At 38.0% G+C, this 16,281-nt stretch carries 12 protein-coding genes and 1 pseudogene; 8 read left to right on the top strand and 5 right to left on the bottom strand.

All coding sequences use genetic code 11. The features are described from left to right. The first annotated feature begins 68 nt into the window (after window positions 1–68). Both MMY79_RS13480 and MMY79_RS13475 read left to right on the top strand, forming a co-directional pair. The gene (locus MMY79_RS13480; protein WP_252609346.1) at window positions 69–386 is read left to right on the top strand and encodes a hypothetical protein; all 318 of its coding nucleotides are present in this window, start codon (window positions 69–71) and stop codon (window positions 384–386) included. A 115-nt stretch (window positions 387–501) separates the two neighbouring features. After that, window positions 502–1,281: a M48 family metallopeptidase gene (locus MMY79_RS13475; RefSeq protein ID WP_252609344.1), complete on the top strand. Its 780-nt coding sequence runs from the start codon at window positions 502–504 to the stop codon at window positions 1,279–1,281. Window positions 1,282–1,336: 55 nt separating this feature from the next. Here MMY79_RS13475 and MMY79_RS13470 read toward each other — a convergent pair whose 3' ends face one another. Both MMY79_RS13470 and crp read right to left on the bottom strand, forming a co-directional pair. Then, window positions 1,337–2,386, bottom strand: a complete 1,050-nt coding sequence (locus MMY79_RS13470; RefSeq protein WP_252609342.1) for an NADP(H)-dependent aldo-keto reductase — start codon at window positions 2,384–2,386, stop codon at window positions 1,337–1,339. Between the two features lie 159 nt (window positions 2,387–2,545). Next, window positions 2,546–3,253 (bottom strand): cAMP-activated global transcriptional regulator CRP, encoded by a 708-nt coding sequence (gene crp / locus MMY79_RS13465; protein WP_252609340.1) that lies wholly within the window; start codon window positions 3,251–3,253, stop codon window positions 2,546–2,548. Window positions 3,254–3,497: 244 nt separating this feature from the next. Between crp and MMY79_RS13460 the strand changes: the two are divergent. The 3 genes and pseudogenes from MMY79_RS13460 to MMY79_RS13450 all read left to right on the top strand — a co-directional run. Continuing rightward, a pseudogene (locus MMY79_RS13460) lies at window positions 3,498–3,560 on the top strand (hypothetical protein); the annotation flags it as partial. Window positions 3,561–3,695: 135 nt separating this feature from the next. Beyond that, window positions 3,696–4,118, top strand: coding sequence for an OsmC family protein (locus MMY79_RS13455; protein ID WP_005041936.1), 423 nt, complete (start codon window positions 3,696–3,698; stop codon window positions 4,116–4,118). Between the two features lie 92 nt (window positions 4,119–4,210). Beyond that, complete coding sequence (locus MMY79_RS13450; protein ID WP_252609333.1) at window positions 4,211–4,636, top strand: GNAT family N-acetyltransferase; 426 nt, start codon at window positions 4,211–4,213, stop codon at window positions 4,634–4,636. Here MMY79_RS13450 and MMY79_RS13445 read toward each other — a convergent pair. Then, window positions 4,633–5,442, bottom strand: a complete 810-nt coding sequence (locus MMY79_RS13445) for a M23 family metallopeptidase (protein ID WP_252609331.1) — start codon at window positions 5,440–5,442, stop codon at window positions 4,633–4,635. The two genes, MMY79_RS13450 and MMY79_RS13445, sit on opposite strands and share 4 nt — an antisense overlap. 340 nt (window positions 5,443–5,782) lie before the next feature. Here MMY79_RS13445 and MMY79_RS13440 point away from each other — a divergent pair, with 340 nt between their 5' ends. Both MMY79_RS13440 and clpB read left to right on the top strand, forming a co-directional pair. Beyond that, on the top strand, window positions 5,783–9,694 hold the full coding sequence (locus MMY79_RS13440) for a Dyp-type peroxidase (protein ID WP_252609328.1): 3,912 nt from the start codon (window positions 5,783–5,785) through the stop codon (window positions 9,692–9,694). 323 nt (window positions 9,695–10,017) lie between these two features. Continuing rightward, window positions 10,018–12,597 (top strand): ATP-dependent chaperone ClpB, encoded by a 2,580-nt coding sequence (gene clpB / locus MMY79_RS13435; RefSeq protein WP_252609326.1) that lies wholly within the window; start codon window positions 10,018–10,020, stop codon window positions 12,595–12,597. A gap of 51 nt (window positions 12,598–12,648) precedes the next feature. Here the strand turns inward: clpB and MMY79_RS13430 are convergent, their stop codons facing one another. Continuing rightward, window positions 12,649–13,143 (bottom strand): CinA family protein, encoded by a 495-nt coding sequence (locus tag MMY79_RS13430; protein WP_252609324.1) that lies wholly within the window; start codon window positions 13,141–13,143, stop codon window positions 12,649–12,651. Window positions 13,144–13,409: 266 nt separating this feature from the next. Here MMY79_RS13430 and MMY79_RS13425 point away from each other — a divergent pair, with 266 nt between their 5' ends. Further along, window positions 13,410–13,826: a hypothetical protein gene (locus MMY79_RS13425; protein WP_252609322.1), complete on the top strand. Its 417-nt coding sequence runs from the start codon at window positions 13,410–13,412 to the stop codon at window positions 13,824–13,826. 18 nt (window positions 13,827–13,844) lie between these two features. On the opposite strand, the gene rlmKL is transcribed toward MMY79_RS13425, so the two are convergent. Next, entirely contained in the window at window positions 13,845–16,055 is a 2,211-nt protein-coding gene (rlmKL, locus tag MMY79_RS13420) for a bifunctional 23S rRNA (guanine(2069)-N(7))-methyltransferase RlmK/23S rRNA (guanine(2445)-N(2))-methyltransferase RlmL (protein ID WP_252609320.1), read from the bottom strand. Window positions 16,056–16,281 lie beyond the last annotated feature (226 nt).

The raw sequence follows: 16,281 nt of genomic DNA, 5'->3' as shown, positions 1-16,281 counted from the left end.
AAAGTGCAGTTTTCGTTTTATTCAATTCAGATTAAAACACTATATAGATAAGGAATGATGGGCTCAGGATGAAGCTACAACCAACTATTTCGAAAACAATTTTTTATTCTTTTTTATTCGCTATTGGTGGTTCACCTACACTGGCGATGTTAGTGATTTATGGACAAGAATATCATGAAGATTTCTTCATGACTGCTTTTATGAGTCTGTCGGTATTGTTCGCATGTGTGTTAATTCCTGTGGTACTCATACAAAATAGTTATTTACTCTGGAAAAGAGAAAGTCCTAATCTTGAAGAGAAAGTTAAGGCTTTAAGTTATGTCTATCTTGGCTTAAATGTAATATGTTTGATTTTCTGGATTTATTTGATGACTTTATCGACTTGATCGTTACATAAATACTATGATCATGAAGAAATGAGACATTCAAAGAGTAAGCGGGATTTCTTATAATAAGTGCAAAAGAATAAACAGCTTTTTATCGATTTAGGTGATCCTTGTTATGAATAAAAAACTCTTTTTAAGCTTGTGTGCAGCAAGTGTAATGACCATTTCTGGCTGCGCAACCGTAGCGGATATGGCTGGCGCAGATACCGCGACTTTAAATGCTCAATCTGCTCAAGGTTTTAGTAAAATGGTGCAGGAAGCGCGTGGTAAAGGAACTTTGGATACAAGTTCGAGTACCTATAGTCGTATTAATGCTGTTTTTAACCGTTTAAAGCCTTATGCGAACCAGATGAACCAGACTGGTCAGCCTTTTAGCTGGCAGTTGGCTGTACTGAAATCAGATACCATTAATGCTTATGTAGCACCTGGTGGTAAAGTGGTGTTCTACACAGGTATTGTAAATAAATTGAACCTGACAGATGCTGAAATTGCAGCTGTTATGGGGCATGAAATGACGCATGCTTTAGAAGAGCATGCAAAAAGTAAAATCGGCGCTCAAGCTTTAACTGATTTAGCTCTAGGTATTGGTTTAAGCTATGCAGGCAATAATGTCGGCCAACTTGGTACTGCAGCGGCTCAGCTAGGTTCACAAGTAGGTGTTGGTTTACCATATTCTCGTAGCTTGGAAAGCCGTGCTGACCAAGGTGGCTTAATGCTAATGGCACGTGCAGGTTATAATCCAAATGCAGCGATTACACTTTGGGAAAAAATGAATAAGCTTGAAGGTGGTGGTGGATCATCATTCTTGTCTACTCACCCATCTAACTCTCAGCGTATTAGCGATATGCGTCAAAACTTGCCTGCTGCAATGGCCGTTTATAATAGCCGTAAATAAGATATAAATTTTTTTATAGGTAAAGAAAACGGATGCTTAAGCATCCGTTTTTTATTTAAGGGGCAGGGTTGGGCTGTTGGATATGAATGGCTTCAATGCCTTGTAAGACTTCAGCAGGCAGTTCAATTTCAAATGCCTGAATATTCTCTTTAAGTTGGTCCAGATTAGTAGCACCAATAATTGTACTGGTCACAAAGAATTGTTGTTTGATAAATGCTAATGCCATTTGGGTTAAGCTTAGCCCATGTTTTTCTGCTAGTTGCGCATATTGTTCAGTTGCCCACTCGCTTTGAGGGTTACTGTAGCGGCTAAAACGTGGAAATAATGTAACACGAGCATTAGCGGGACGAGCACCATTTCTAAACTTGCCAGAGAGGTAGCCAAATGCAAGAGGAGAGTAAGCTAATAGGCCGACATCTTCATATTTAGCAATTTCAGACAGACCTATTTCATAAGTACGGTTGAGTAGGCTATATGGATTTTGAACACTTACAAACTTACTGACACCTAACTTTTCAGCCAAATGTAAAAACTTCATAGTGCCCCAAGGCGTTTCATTCGATAAACCAATATAGCGAATGCGTCCTCGGTTAATCTCTTCTTGTAGAGCAAGTAATGTTTCTTCTAAAGGCGTTGTGTCGTAATCATTTTGTGCTTGCGGATTGCCATAAGCTAGCGTACCGAAAAAGTTAGTATGACGTTCAGGCCAATGAAGCTGGTAAAGGTCGATATAGTCGGTTTGGAGACGTTTTAGTGAACCATCTAGGGCTTTGGCAATATGATCGCTGTTGAAGCGCGTATGGCCTTCTCTGATGTGTGTTCCTCCAAAGCCAGGCCCTGCAATTTTAGAGGCGAGAAAGACTTTGTCACGTTGACCATTTTGGGCAAACCAATTGCCAATAATGGTCTCAGTTGCACCATAGGTTTCAGGTTTTGGCGGAACCGAATACATCTCTGCCGTATCCCAAAAATATAAACCGTGTGCCAAAGCATAATTGAGTTGTTCAAATGCTTCTTGCTGGGAGTTTTGCTCACCAAATGTCATGGTGCCTAAACAAATTTCTGGAAGTTTGAGGCCTGTGCGACTAAGTGGGTTAAATTGCATACAGCGGAATCCTTGGAAATTTTGAGTTAGCCTAACGGAGAATATGTATTCAACTTAAATCATAAAATGAGAATAGTTTGTAAGTTTTGTGTATTAACTCATTGTTGCATATAAAAAAAGCAAACCGAAGTTTGCTTTTTATTAAAAATTTAATAAATATTATTCTTCATCATCATAGTCTTCATCAGAAGAAGGTGCCTCTTCTAATGAAACATCAAAAATAAGAATAGCTTTACCATCTGTCTGGATCATGCCTTGATCTTCTAATGTCTTGAGTACACGGCCAACCATCTCACGTGAACATCCCACAATGCGGCCAATTTCTTGACGAGTAATACGAATTTGACGACCGTTTGGCAAAATCATTGCTTCTGGCTGTGAAGATAGGTCGATTAAACAACGTGCAATACGTCCAGACACATCAATAAATGCAAGATCTGTCATTTTACGAGTTGTATTTTTTAGACGACGAACAAGTTGTGCAAAAACAGCATAGCTTAAGTCTGGATATTGTTTGCTAAGTTCGTGGAAGTTGTCATAGGAAATTTCTGCAATTTCACAGACATCACGAGTACGAACTTCAGCTGTACGTTGAGGGTTCGGTTCGAAAAGCCCCATTTCCCCAAAAAAGTCGCCCGGATTCAAATATGCAACAACAATTTCACGTTCGTCATCTTCACGTAAAATAATTGAAACTGAGCCTTTTAAAATTAAATATAAAGATTTCGACTCTGTTCCGGCATCAACAATTGTGGTTCGTTTTGGATATCTGTTGATGTGAGCACGTTTTAACAATGCTTTAACGGATTCAGGTAGTTGCCCCGGAGATAAAGCATCTGTGCTGAGTTGTGAAAAATTTGAAGTCATGCTTAATATGTTCCGAATAGGGTAAACAATTCACACAAGCCCGAGATGAGCTATTATTACACAGAAGAGATGAAATTCCTTATCAACTCATTTTATGTTAGTGTACAAAACAAGGGTCTGTTGACATTTCACAGATGGTTGCGACATAAGACAATTCTTTTAGACGTTACCAAGCAAGAGCTATGAAATTTAACCATTCTAAATAAATAGATCTTAACAATGGAACGTACAAAATAACATGGTCTTGCGCTGTGCCTGCGCTGCTTAAATGGCAACTCAGATTATGGCTGAAATTTCACAAACTATGTAACAAAACTGGACAAAGGATTGCCATTGTCTGGGTTTTGCGTGCTATTTAGATTAATTTTTAGCTCTAACGCAATCCATAGATGAAATGTCAACAGACCCTGCTTAAATTTATAATTTTTTTTAGGTAGTTGCAATGCAAACAAGTGTACATTGGCTAGAGAATGTTGCTTTTGAAGCAAAATCAGATAGTGGGCATAGTGTCATCATGGACGGCTCACCTGAGTATGGTGGTGAAAACCGTGGTCCACGTCCTATGGAGTTGCTATTAATGGGACTTGGTGGGTGTGCTTCGTTTGATATTGTGACCATTTTAAAGAAATCACGCCAAGATGTGACGAATGTTGTATGTAATTTAAAAGCTGAGCGTGCTGACACAATTCCAGCTGTTTTTACTAAAATCCACTTACACTTTGTGGTAACAGGTAAAGCTGTGAAAGAAAAACAGGTTGCAAAAGCAGTTGAATTGTCTGCCGAAAAATATTGTTCAGCGAGTAAAATGCTTTCTGATGGTGGTGTTGAAATTACCCATGACTTCGAAATTATTGAAGCGGAATAAGCCACTTTTTTGAAAGGTATAAACAAAAAGCTGACATTAGAGTTGGCTTTTTTATTGTCAAAAATAACTAAAAAATAAGAGGAAGGGTGGAAGTGAAGATTCGTGCTGCTAAATTGGAAGATACTCAAGCAATATGCGATTTACTGAAACAGATGGGCTATCCACAGCCACTCACTCTTATTCAAGAAAAATTTGAAATATTACATAATGACGCTAACTCACAAGTTTTGGTTGCTGAAGAAAAAGGTACGATTTGTGGTTTTTTATCTCTTTATTTTATTCCGCAAATTGCCTTACAAGGTGACTTTGCCAAAATATGCTATCTATGTGTTGATGAGCATGTGCGTAGCAAAGGAGTAGGACATTTGCTTGTGCAAGAAGCAGAAAGGTTAGCAAGGCAGCGGGGATGTGATCGAATGGAACTTCATTCTGGAATGCAAAGACCTTTGGCACATCAATTTTACCTAAGAGAAGGTTATATCGAAGCACCAAAGTATTTTCGTAAAGTTTTAAATTAACGAGCTGTATTTAGAAAAAGCTGTGGATCTACCCGAGCATTATTAAGGCTCATCCCCCAATGCAAATGTGGGCCTGTTACACGTCCAGTTTTGCCCACTAAACCTAGCGTTTCTCCTTGATGGATATGTTGGCCTTTCTCTACTTTAATGGCGCTTAAATGGCAGAACATGCTGACTAGGCCTTGGCCATGATCAATCAATACAGTTTGACCATTAAAAAAATAAGATCCGGTTTGGATAACGACACCATCTGCGGGTGCAACAACTTTTTGTCCTACTGGAGCAGGGATATCTAAACCTGAGTGGGGGGCGCGTTCTTCACCATTAAAGAAACGTTTTCTTCCGAAAGAGTTGGTAAATTTCCCTGATGTTGGACGTATAAATGCTGGTAGGGTTTGCCATGAACTCTGTGTAAATGAGTTATACACCTCATTTTGTTCTTTAGCTTCTTGAGCATAGCGGTCTAACTGGCTTTGGTTCGGGTTCACATAATCTTGGTTAGTGACTTTAATCCGTTGCTCCGCATAAGGATAGGACTTAACTTCTATTTGAATAGGGGCTTTATTCGTGTCGAGCTGAACACGACCAAGTGGAGTAGATAACGGAATACCCACAACAGCATAACGTTGTTGACCTTCCTGACTAATTAAAACTGGCTTTTGTTGAAAGGTAACGTGAGTAATATCGCTAGTTAGGGGAATAACTGCAATCCCACCAGCTCTTCTGGAGTCTTGTGGAAGCTCGGCAAAGCAATAAAAAGGTATGGATGTAAAAAGTAACGAGGAGATGAGCTTTTTTATAAACATGGCAACCTTAGTTTTTATGCAAAGAATAATGAAGATTATATCAATAAGTTTTAATTAAAAGTTATTTTAATTTTTTTAAAGAAAAGGTTTATTTGTTATTTTATTTTAACAGTTGATTGTTGAAATTGTATATTAATCTTTATTTTGTTGGGCTTACTTATTTTTTATTTTAATTTTTCTAAATTTTATTTTTTATGGTTTTTTATATTTTAATTCCTACTATTTTCTTTGGTTTTTAAAGATCTTGTTATTTTAATTTTTATTGTTAATAATGATTTGTTGGTTGAATTTATAATCAAAATTTTAATTATTATATAAATATTTTAAAGGACTTAATATAATGTTAGATATCTTTTATGAAGATCGTTTTACTGAAATATGGAAATATATGCAACGAGGGTTGGTTTATCCAGCCCCCCATGCAACTTTTAGTACGGTTTGGCTTAATACAGAAATTACACGTGAAAAAATTCGTCAATTAATGATCGCTGTGCGTCAAGAGATTAATAAAAATCCTGCACTTTCTAGTAAAAATACGACTTTGGCTGTCGGTGTATCTTTTGATAACTGGGATCTGATTTGTGAAAAAGATGGTTTATCACGACCAAAAGGAATGCAATTACATTATCCAAAGCGCCATCATCCAAATATCTCTAAAGTTTTTGCTGATTCTAATGGGAGTTTTAAAAACTCGGAAGGTGATATTTGGTTGCATGTAAAAAGTGATGATGCTAATGCATGTACAGTATTACAAGAATATATTGAGAAATTTTTAGCGTTAGATATTAAAGAAATAGTGAGTCAGGTGACTGCTTCACAATCTAAAAACGGTCGTAATGGTAAGGTTTTAGGATGTCGTTTCTCTGAAAATTTAAATAATCCATCTGATCCTATTTCACTGGCAAAGCATACTTTAATTGGTGCTGAAGATATTGAGCACTTTGGTGGTTCATACGTTTTATCTCAACGGTTTATGATTAACTGGGATCAAATCAATATGATGTCAGAAGATCAAATTGAAGATTTGATTGGACGTAAAACTGACGACACAATTATTCCCGATCGTGATAGCCGTTCGCACATTAAAGCGTCTCGTGTGCAAGATGAAAATGGAAATACAACACCTGTTCTGCGTCTGGGCTTACCGTTCGGCCGTGCTGAATCAAATTCAAGTTTTAGAGTGCCAAAATCGGTCACTAAAGCAGATGAAGCCGGAATTTATTTTGCTGGCTTTGCAAAAACTGCTGCCATTTTAGAAGAAGTAATGGCAAGTCAGGTTGGAGCAATAAAAGGTTTCATGAATGACAGATTATTCAATAATCTTCACTCAGACTTAGGCGGTATATTTTATGTTCCAAGTTTAAAAGATTTGGCATTAGATGATGCTCCAGAATATTTAAATGATTTTAGTCGGCTGGATAATGATAACTGGAACTTTTTCCCAGGGATGGATTGGACCCGATTTGATCGCCATTATACGAACAGTTCTGATAATGGTTTGATGTATTACAACCATAGTAATTACCTTTTTAATATGGCGACTGGGCTAAACCCTCATAGTGAATTTTTTAAACCACCATCAAATCGTATTTTAAGTCTACTTGAGAATACATTTTCTTTATGGCAAGACAACTGGTATTTCAACCGTAAACAAGAAGAGATTGAGCACGGGATAGATTATTACATTAACCAGTTCGATATCCTTGATAAGCCTGAAAATATTATGGGTTTATCAATTATGCTACGAAAAGGCTGGGCTATTCGATTAAGTCTGCAATTATTCTCATCAGAAAATTATGGTTTCCGTGGACGGAAAATATTATTAAAAGAAACGGGTGAAATGGTTCCATATTCGAGCAGACTTGAATGTCAAGGTAAGGTCGTTTATGGATCGGACACTTATCGCATCATGCCTGATGAAATTATTGTAGGAGCCATGCCAAACTTGACCTTGGGTGAAGGTCGCTATGTCATGAAATATTTATCTGAAGAAGAGCGCCTTCAGGGTTTTCTGCGTAACTTAAGTGAAGCATCGGGTGTGGGGCATGTTATCCCAAATTATAAAAAAGCATTAGATTTAGGTTTGGCTGGTCTACAACAAGAAATTGCTAAACATGCAAATAATGCACAGACTCAAGAAAAGAAAGATTTCTATGAAGCCTCTGCATTGGCATTGATTGGTATTTCTGAATATTTCTTAAACTACTCAAAACTTGCATTTAAAATTGCAGACCAGATGCAAGAAGGACAGCAATTCGAAAAAGATAACTTAACTGCGATTGGTCGACGCATGGAAAAGTTATCGAAAGATAAACCGGACACATTTATTGAAGCAGTTCAATTTATTTTCACATTGCATAGTTGTTTGCATTTAAATGGTGAGCCAACGGCATTTGGACGTATGGACCAACTGTTGCAACCTTTCTTTGAACAAGATGCGATCCCGCTTGAAGAAGCTCAGGAAATTATTGATGCGTTTTATATTAAGCTAGATGAAAAAGTACAACAAAACCGAATGTTTATGGAAGACCATCAACCTTTCGGTAATCTTGCGATGGGTGGTAGCTCCGGCCCTTATCCTCAAGGAGCATCTTTGGGGCAATGGATTCAGCAGATTACAGTCGGTGGTACAAAAGTTGACGGTGAAGCAGATTTTTCTAAAACTGAATCTGCTTACAATGATGTGACACGATTATTCATTCGTGCATCAGGCCGTTTACCATTAAATGCTCCGTGTTTGTCTTTAAGAACTCGCAAAGATATTCCAGAAGATATTTTAGAAGAAGCTGCACATGCGATTTTATCTGGTGGTGCTCACCCGATTTTACTAAATGATGAAAAGCTTATTCCTAGTCTTCACCAGAGTGGAAATGGTGTAGGAGGCGATGAACTAAGTAAACTCCCAACTTGGAACTCTAAAGTCGATATTCGTTCAGCGCAGAATTACGCTTGTGATGGCTGTTATGAACCACAATTTCCGGGCGAAAACTGGTTTTCTTTAGGTGGCTTCTCGACATTACAGCCTTTGGAATGTGCATTAAATCAGGGTAGAACAATTTCAAGTGCGGGACAAAGCTATTTGTTTGGACAAACTGTTTCATTAAATACGAAACCTGCCGATCAGATTGATAGTTTTGAAGAACTCTTAAAGCTCTATGAGCAACATTTTGAATTACTTAACCGCAAAGCTTTTAATGGCCAAATTCTAGGTTATGGTGCCAATACAGATATTTGCCCATCTCCAATTTTAAATGTATTGATGGATGATTGTTTGGCTAAAGGGCAAGATTTTTATAGTGGTGGGGCTAAATATAATATTTATGGACCGTGCTATATCTCTTTAAGTAATACGATCAATTCACTATATGCCATTAAGGCAATGGTATTTGATCCATTAACCGCAGTAACCACTTTGCCTGAGTTGTTAGAGTGCTTGTGTTGTGACTGGGGATATAAAATGACCGAGCCATTTATTAGTAATTTAGCTGGTCATGCTCGTATTGCTGCACAAGCTGATCGTTATAAGCGCTTACGTGAGATTGCTTTGGCACAACCACGTTATGGGCGAGGGAATTCTGAAGTCGATAAATTAGGCGATGAGATTGTTAAAATGATTGCTGAAATATCAGTTAAAACATTTACCAATCCATGGCCCCAATTTGCACAAAGCCTTAAAAGTTTGGCTGAGCGTTATGGTTCAGAAGAGCATCCTTTTGGTATTCAAATTCAACCTGGCGTAGGAACTTTTGAAAATCATGTAGAGATGGGGGCTTGGAATGGGGCAAGTGCTGACGGTCGCCGTTTAGGTACAACTGTCGCATCTGATTTAAGTCCGTCACCAAGTCCAGCAGATTTAGCAATTGATCATCAAACAGTTGAATTCAGTCGTGCTTTACAAGGTTTTGCTGGTGTCGGAACAGATTTAATGGCGGATGGCGCACCTACAGATTTTAATATTGGTGAAGACTTTGGCGTTAAAGAACTTGTAGCCATCTTAAAGCAATTTAGCCAAGGTGGATCATCCAATATTTTAACAATAACGGTCGCTGACCCAGAAACATTTGCTCAAGCTGTAACATCACCTGAGCAATATAATCTGTTGCGAGTACGTACTGGTGGTTGGTCAAACTTCTTTACATCTGTGTTCCCTATTATTCAAGATCAACATCAGCGTCGTCCAATTTCTATGCCGGATCTTCCAGAAGAAAAAACAGAGCAAGCTAAATGTCCGTTCCACCAATGGCATAACTGATTAGCTGTTTTGTAAGGTAGTCTTTCAAATGAAGGGCTGCCTTTAATTATTTTAAAATTTAACAGTGATAATTATTAAAAAATGGTAGTTTTAAAATTGCCATTTTTTGCAGAAATTCAGATAAAAACTTGGCCTTTTTGTTTTCTCTTAAAAATTATACAAAATATACTTGAAATAGATCATTCATAAACCCATATTATAATGGAGTTTTACTCATTGTTATTTTAATAACAATATGAAAAATATATAAAAATTTATTTGAAATCCGAAGAAATGTTCCCATCTATTAGACAAGTACAAATTTGTTGTGAGGAATAACAAGAATGCGTTTTGAAAAATTTACAAACCGCTTGCAGCAAGCCCTTTCAGATGCTCAATCTTTAGCGATGGGTAAAGACCATACCGCGATCGCAGGTATTCATATTTTGAGTACCCTTTTAGAAGAGCCATCAAATATTAGTTTGTTGCAACAAGCAGGTGCACGGTTACCTGAGCTTAAACAAAAGCTTGAGCAAGCTATAAAAGATGCTCCGACCATTGCGAATCCGACTGGGGATGTCAATTTAAACCCTGAAGCCGTTAAAGCGCTTAATCTGGCAGATCGATATGCGCAAAAAGCGGGTGATGAATTTCTGTCAACTGATTGGGTGCTATTAGGCTTAGCAGAGACAGGCGAAACTAAAAATATTTTAAGTGCTGTAGGTGTAACTCCCGATAGCCTACGCAAAGTAATTGAACATATTCGAGGTAGTGACAAAGTCATGAGTAATAATCACGAAGATCAACGTGACTCACTTAATAAATATACGATTGATTTAACTGAGCGTGCTTTATCTGGAAAACTTGACCCAGTGATTGGGCGTGATGATGAAATCCGCCGTACGATTCAGGTTTTATCACGTCGTACAAAAAACAACCCTGTACTCATTGGTGAACCGGGTGTTGGTAAAACCGCTATTGTTGAAGGTTTGGCACAGCGTATTGTTAATGGCGAAGTACCAGAAGGCTTAAAAAGCAAACGTGTTTTATCATTGGATTTAGGTTCATTACTGGCTGGTGCTAAATATCGCGGTGAGTTTGAAGAACGCTTAAAAGCTGTTTTAAAAGATTTGGCAAAACACGAAGGCGAAATCATCCTGTTTATTGACGAGCTACACACGCTTGTAGGCGCAGGTAAAGGTGATGGCGCGATGGATGCAGGGAACATGTTAAAACCTGCATTAGCGCGTGGTGAATTACGCTGTGTGGGTGCAACAACCCTAGATGAATACCGCCAATACATTGAAAAAGATGCTGCATTAGAGCGTCGTTTCCAAAAAGTGTTGGTTGATGAGCCTAGTGTTGAAGATACCATTGCGATTTTACGTGGTCTAAAAGAGAAATATGCCACTCACCATGGGGTGCAGATTTTAGACTCAGCGATTATTGCAGCGGCTAAAATGTCTCATCGTTACATCACCGATCGTCAATTACCAGACAAAGCAATTGACTTGATTGATGAGGCTGCGTCTCGGATTAAGATGGAAATTGACTCTAAACCAGAAGCGCTTGATAAGCTTGATCGCCGTTTAATCCAGTTGAAAATGCAATTAGAAGCTGTGAAAAAAGATGAAGATGTCGGCAGCAAAGCTGAAGTTACTCATCTTGAAAAACAGATTGCTGAAGTCGAGAAAGAATACAACGATCTTGAAGAAATCTGGAAATCTGAGAAGACTCTTGTTGAAGGTACTAAACAAGCTCAAGTTGAACTTGATAAAGCACGTATTGCTTTTGAGAAAGCTCAGCGTGAGGGTGATTTAGCTGAGGCAGCGCGTTTACAGTATGGTGTAATTCCAGAGCTTCAAAAACAACTCGAGCAAGATGAAGTTGCAGAAGAGAACGAAGAGCCAAAACTTATTCGTACTAAAGTGACTGAAAATGAAATTGCCGAAGTTGTGAGTGCCGCAACAGGAATTCCGGTTGCGAAAATGCTGCAAGGCGAGCGTGAAAAGCTCCTCAATATGGAAGGTTTTTTACATGACCGTGTTGTAGGGCAAGATGAAGCTGTTGTTGCTGTTTCCAATGCTGTTCGTCGTTCGCGTGCAGGCTTATCTGATCCGAATCGTCCAAGTGGTTCATTCTTGTTCTTAGGTCCAACAGGTGTTGGTAAAACTGAGTTGACCAAAGCACTGGCGAACTTTTTGTTTGACAGTGATGACGCCATGATTCGTATCGATATGAGTGAATTCATGGAGAAACATTCGGTTAGCCGTTTGGTGGGTGCACCTCCGGGTTATGTAGGTTATGAAGAAGGTGGTGTTTTAACTGAAGCTGTTCGCCGTAAACCATATAGTGTGGTGTTGTTTGATGAGGTTGAAAAAGCGCATCCAGATGTATTCAATATCTTGCTACAAGTGTTGGATGACGGTCGCTTAACAGACTCACAAGGCCGAGTAGTGGACTTTAAAAATACTGTGATTGTGATGACTTCAAACTTAGGTTCACAAGATGTACGTGAGCTAGGTGAGGGTGCAACAGACGATGAAGTGCGTACCATTGTAATGAATGCGGTAAGTCAGCATTTCCGTCCGGAATTTATTAACCGGATTGATGAGCTTGTGATTTTCCATTCACTCAAAAAAGCACAGATTCGTGGCATTGCCGATATTCAGTTGGATCGATTACGTTCACGTCTTGTTGATCGTGATATGAGTTTAACTGTAGATGACACTGCTTTTGATTTATTGATTGATGCTGGTTTCGATCCTGTCTATGGCGCGCGTCCATTAAAACGTGCGATTCAACAACAGATTGAAAACACATTAGCTCAAAAAATCTTGTCAGGTGATTTTGTCGCTGGTGATACCATTTTGGTTAAAGGTGAAAATGGTCATTTAGTCTTCGATAAAATGAAACTCAGTTAAGTTTTTTCTGCTAAAACCGAAAAAGAGAATATGGAAACATATTCTCTTTTTTTATGGTGAGGTTATTTGAGTTTTTGATGTGAGTAAAGCAATTAAGGTGTCTGAAACTTTCTGAGTTAATGTCTTTAATTTTTGTTCGGGATGGCCAGATAAAAAATAATGGTAATGATAAATACGTTCTTGATAAGAAATGCAGATAAAAAAGGTACCTACAGGTTTTTCTGAGGTTTCACTTCCCCCAGATTTTAATAGCCCAGTACAACTTACAATAATATTGGCTTCTGGAAATAATGTTTTTCCCAGCCTACACATTTCTTCTGTGACTTGTGTTGACTCTGCTGTGTAAGTCTCTATTAACTTTGGATTAACGTTTAAAATACTAATTTTAATGCTGGGGTCATAACTCACTAAACCACCAAGTAAAATGTCTGCACCACTGTTTTTATGGATGGAAAATTGACTGGTTAAATAACCAGAACTGGCACTTTCAATAAAGGCAATTTTGAGTTGAAGATTTTCTAATAGTTGACAGCAGTGCTGAAGCATTATTTCACCTCGAATGGCGTTTTTATAAAAAAAATTAATTTACAGATAAATTATAAAATTACAGTAAGTGATTTAAGGGTGCCGTTCAAGTCTGAGATAAGAATCTATAAAACTAGTTGAATATTCATAAAATAGCTGTGAAAAATTCAGGTTTTAAAATGATCAATGTTAATTGTCGGGAAGTTTGTTTATAACATTGCGACATGCTTAAAAAATTGTTAATTTTGTTCGATATAACAAACAATAACAATTTTAGGATGAAGGAAATGAACAATAAACAAGGGTATATGCTGGGAATTTTGAGCGGTGTATCTGTATTATTATCAAACACATGGGCAGCACAGCCAATGTCGGAAAGTGCACTTGCCACTCAAACAGGAGCGATAACCGCGTCTTTACCTGTGATTATTGCCAAAGCTCAGGACGATGCCAAAAAGCCTGCAATAGAACAACAACAAGTACGTCAGGCATTAGGAGATAATTATTTACAGCAGGTTCGATGGAATGCGCTTAAAACTGGCGTACTTTCTCCTTATCAAGAACAAAAACAAAATCATGTTATTGATAGTAAAGAAAAGAAGAAATTAGAAATGATTGCTTTACCAGAAAGAGCAGATCGATTTACACGTTATGATTTTGAATCAAAAAATGTTCATGGCGAGGTTATTATTACCGTGAAGTAATAATAACCTCTAGTTTTATTAATATTGATCTAGAGCAGGGTGCTGAATTTTCCATGCACGGTGGATTTTTTGATTACGTTTAAAATCAAAGCCAATGGTTTCAGACGTGATTTCTTCAACCTGAAAAATAGCTTCGATCTCTTCGTCCATTTCAAAACCGCGATAGTTATTCGAGAAATAGAGCGTACCTTCACTGTGCAAACGGTTCATTGCACGTTTAATAAGTGAGATATGGTCACGTTGTACATCGAATGTACCATAGAACTTTTTCGAGTTTGAGAATGTCGGTGGGTCAATAAAAATAAGATCGTATTGTTCATGACCTTCTTTTAACCACTCAAAACAGTCACTGGCAAAGAACATGTGTTGTTCATCTGCATGATCTACAGTTAAGCCATTTAAAACGAAGTTTTCTTTTGACCAGTTCAAGTAAGTGTTAGATAAATCCACACTTGTTGTACTTGCAGCACCGCCAAGTGCAGCATGCAAGCTTGCAGTAGACGTATAACTATATAAGTTCAAGAAGTGTTTACCACGTGCTTCTTGAGCAATACGTAAACGCATTTGACGGTGGTCAAGGAATAAACCTGTGTCTAGGTAATCTGTCAGGTTAACTAAAATTTTAGCTTTACCTTCTTGAACGATAAAACGTTTTGAAGCTGTACTTTGCTTTGTATATTGCGTTGTACCAGTTTGGCGGGCACGTGTCTTAATAAAGATGGCATCACGGTTTAAGCCAGTAACAGCACGAATTGCAGCAAGCGCTAAATTAAAACGCTTTTTAGCTTTTTCTGGATCGATAGTTTTTGGTGGTGCGTATTCCTGAACATGTAAACGATCACCATATAAGTCAACAGCGACATTAAAGTCAGGTAAGTCTGCATCATACAAACGTAAGCAATAAACATTTTCTTTCGTTGCCCATTTTTTCAAGGCAGTCATATTTTTTTGCAAACGATTAGTGAAGTCTTGTGCCTCTTCCATTTCAATAGGCTGAGCTTGCCAATTTGCTAAAAATGGTTGAGTTACTTTTTCAGGTTTGATTACACCGAAACGAATATAAATTGGTAATTTACCATTCATTAAGCGTAAGGTTTCAGGCGCTTCAAATGCTAAAACATCAGATTGTTCAATTTGAGCTGCAATAACTGCTGCATATTGATTTGGGAAATGCTTTTGTAAAAGTGCTGATAATCCTAGGTATAGAGAACGGTTTGAAGCTTTTTCACCTAAACGTTCACCATAAGGCGGGTTCGTTACAATAAATGCAGTTTTGCCTTCAGCAGCAAAATCTGGCCAATCAGCTAAAGTACGCTCTTCGATTTGAATCTGACCTAACAAATCTTCAAAGCCTGCCGCAATAATATTTTCACGAGTTGCTTTAATCGCTTCCCAGTCTGCATCGTAGGCATAAAATTTAGGTAAAGGTAATTGAAGTGCTTTTTCGTGACGTTCTGCTGCTTCTGCTTTAAGTGAAAGCCAAAGGTCGCGGTCATGACCATGCCAGCCATTAAATCCAAAACGGCGAACAAGTCCTGGTGCACGGTCAGTTAAAATCATTAATGCTTCAATGATGAATGTGCCCGAACCACACATTGGGTCAAGCACAATCTCTGGATTACGCTGTTTGAGCTGAGCTTTTTGTAAAATTGCCGCAGCAAGGTTTTCTTTAATTGGTGCATCCGTCATGTAACGGCGGTAACCACGCTTATGGAGTGAATCACCTGATAAATCTAGACAATAAGTATGTTCAGTTTTACCTGCCAAAGCATAGATCGTAATTTCTGGTTGTTTGGTGTCAATGCTAGGACGGCGACCTACAGCTTCCATAAATGAATCAACAACGCCATCTTTTACACGAAGCGTCGCAAATTGCGAATTGACCATGATTTCACGTTCGGCATGCAAGCGAATTGCGAAGGTACTTTGTGGTGCAAAAATAAGTGACCAGTCAAAGCTCATTGCACCTTCGTAGAGTTCTTCTGCAACATCACGTGCATCATGAGTAAAATCAAGTTCATAAGTATGAATAGGAAGTAAAACACGAGATGCGAGACGCGACCACATACAAATGCGGTAAGCTTCTTCAAGCGTCCCTTCAATGATTAAACGTCCTGCTTTACGTTCTGTCACTTTGGTGCCAAGTTGTTCTATTTCTTCTTGTAAGAGGGGTTCTAAACCATCAGCACAAGTAATCCAATAGTGGTTTAAACGTAAAGAGGTATTCATAAACTCGATTGACCAAAACATATAAATATTAACGATGCAAAGTTTAACGTATTTTGATGTCTAAAGGTTTTTAAATTATTGCAACCTATCATTTAGCAACCAAAAAACTGATTTTTAAAGAGTAATACATTGAAATTGGTATGTATTTTGCTAGATCAGATTATTGATGGTTATTTATTTAATAGACAAAGTCAGTTTTTAACCATTTTTATAATTTTAATGGATG

It is taken from the genome of Acinetobacter sp. XS-4, from assembly GCF_023920705.1.
Lineage (GTDB): Bacteria > Pseudomonadota > Gammaproteobacteria > Pseudomonadales > Moraxellaceae > Acinetobacter.
Note: the sequence above shows the minus strand (reverse complement) of the source record. Positions and strands in the feature narration are given on the sequence as shown.

Excerpts from the sequence above, each read along its gene's own strand:
- MMY79_RS13455 (WP_005041936.1), top strand. The coding sequence starts at position 3,696 with ATGCAAACAAGTGTACATTGGCTAGAGAATGTTGCTTTTGAAGCAAAA.
- MMY79_RS13440 (WP_252609328.1), top strand. The coding sequence starts at position 5,783 with ATGTTAGATATCTTTTATGAAGATCGTTTTACTGAAATATGGAAATAT.
- rlmKL (WP_252609320.1), bottom strand. The coding sequence starts at position 16,055 with ATGAATACCTCTTTACGTTTAAACCACTATTGGATTACTTGTGCTGAT.
- crp (WP_252609340.1), bottom strand. The coding sequence starts at position 3,253 with ATGACTTCAAATTTTTCACAACTCAGCACAGATGCTTTATCTCCGGGG.
- MMY79_RS13475 (WP_252609344.1), top strand. The coding sequence starts at position 502 with ATGAATAAAAAACTCTTTTTAAGCTTGTGTGCAGCAAGTGTAATGACC.
- MMY79_RS13425 (WP_252609322.1), top strand. The coding sequence starts at position 13,410 with ATGAACAATAAACAAGGGTATATGCTGGGAATTTTGAGCGGTGTATCT.
- MMY79_RS13480 (WP_252609346.1), top strand. The coding sequence starts at position 69 with ATGAAGCTACAACCAACTATTTCGAAAACAATTTTTTATTCTTTTTTA.
- MMY79_RS13430 (WP_252609324.1), bottom strand. The coding sequence starts at position 13,143 with ATGCTTCAGCACTGCTGTCAACTATTAGAAAATCTTCAACTCAAAATT.
- MMY79_RS13445 (WP_252609331.1), bottom strand. The coding sequence starts at position 5,442 with ATGTTTATAAAAAAGCTCATCTCCTCGTTACTTTTTACATCCATACCT.
- clpB (WP_252609326.1), top strand. The coding sequence starts at position 10,018 with ATGCGTTTTGAAAAATTTACAAACCGCTTGCAGCAAGCCCTTTCAGAT.
- MMY79_RS13470 (WP_252609342.1), bottom strand. The coding sequence starts at position 2,386 with ATGCAATTTAACCCACTTAGTCGCACAGGCCTCAAACTTCCAGAAATT.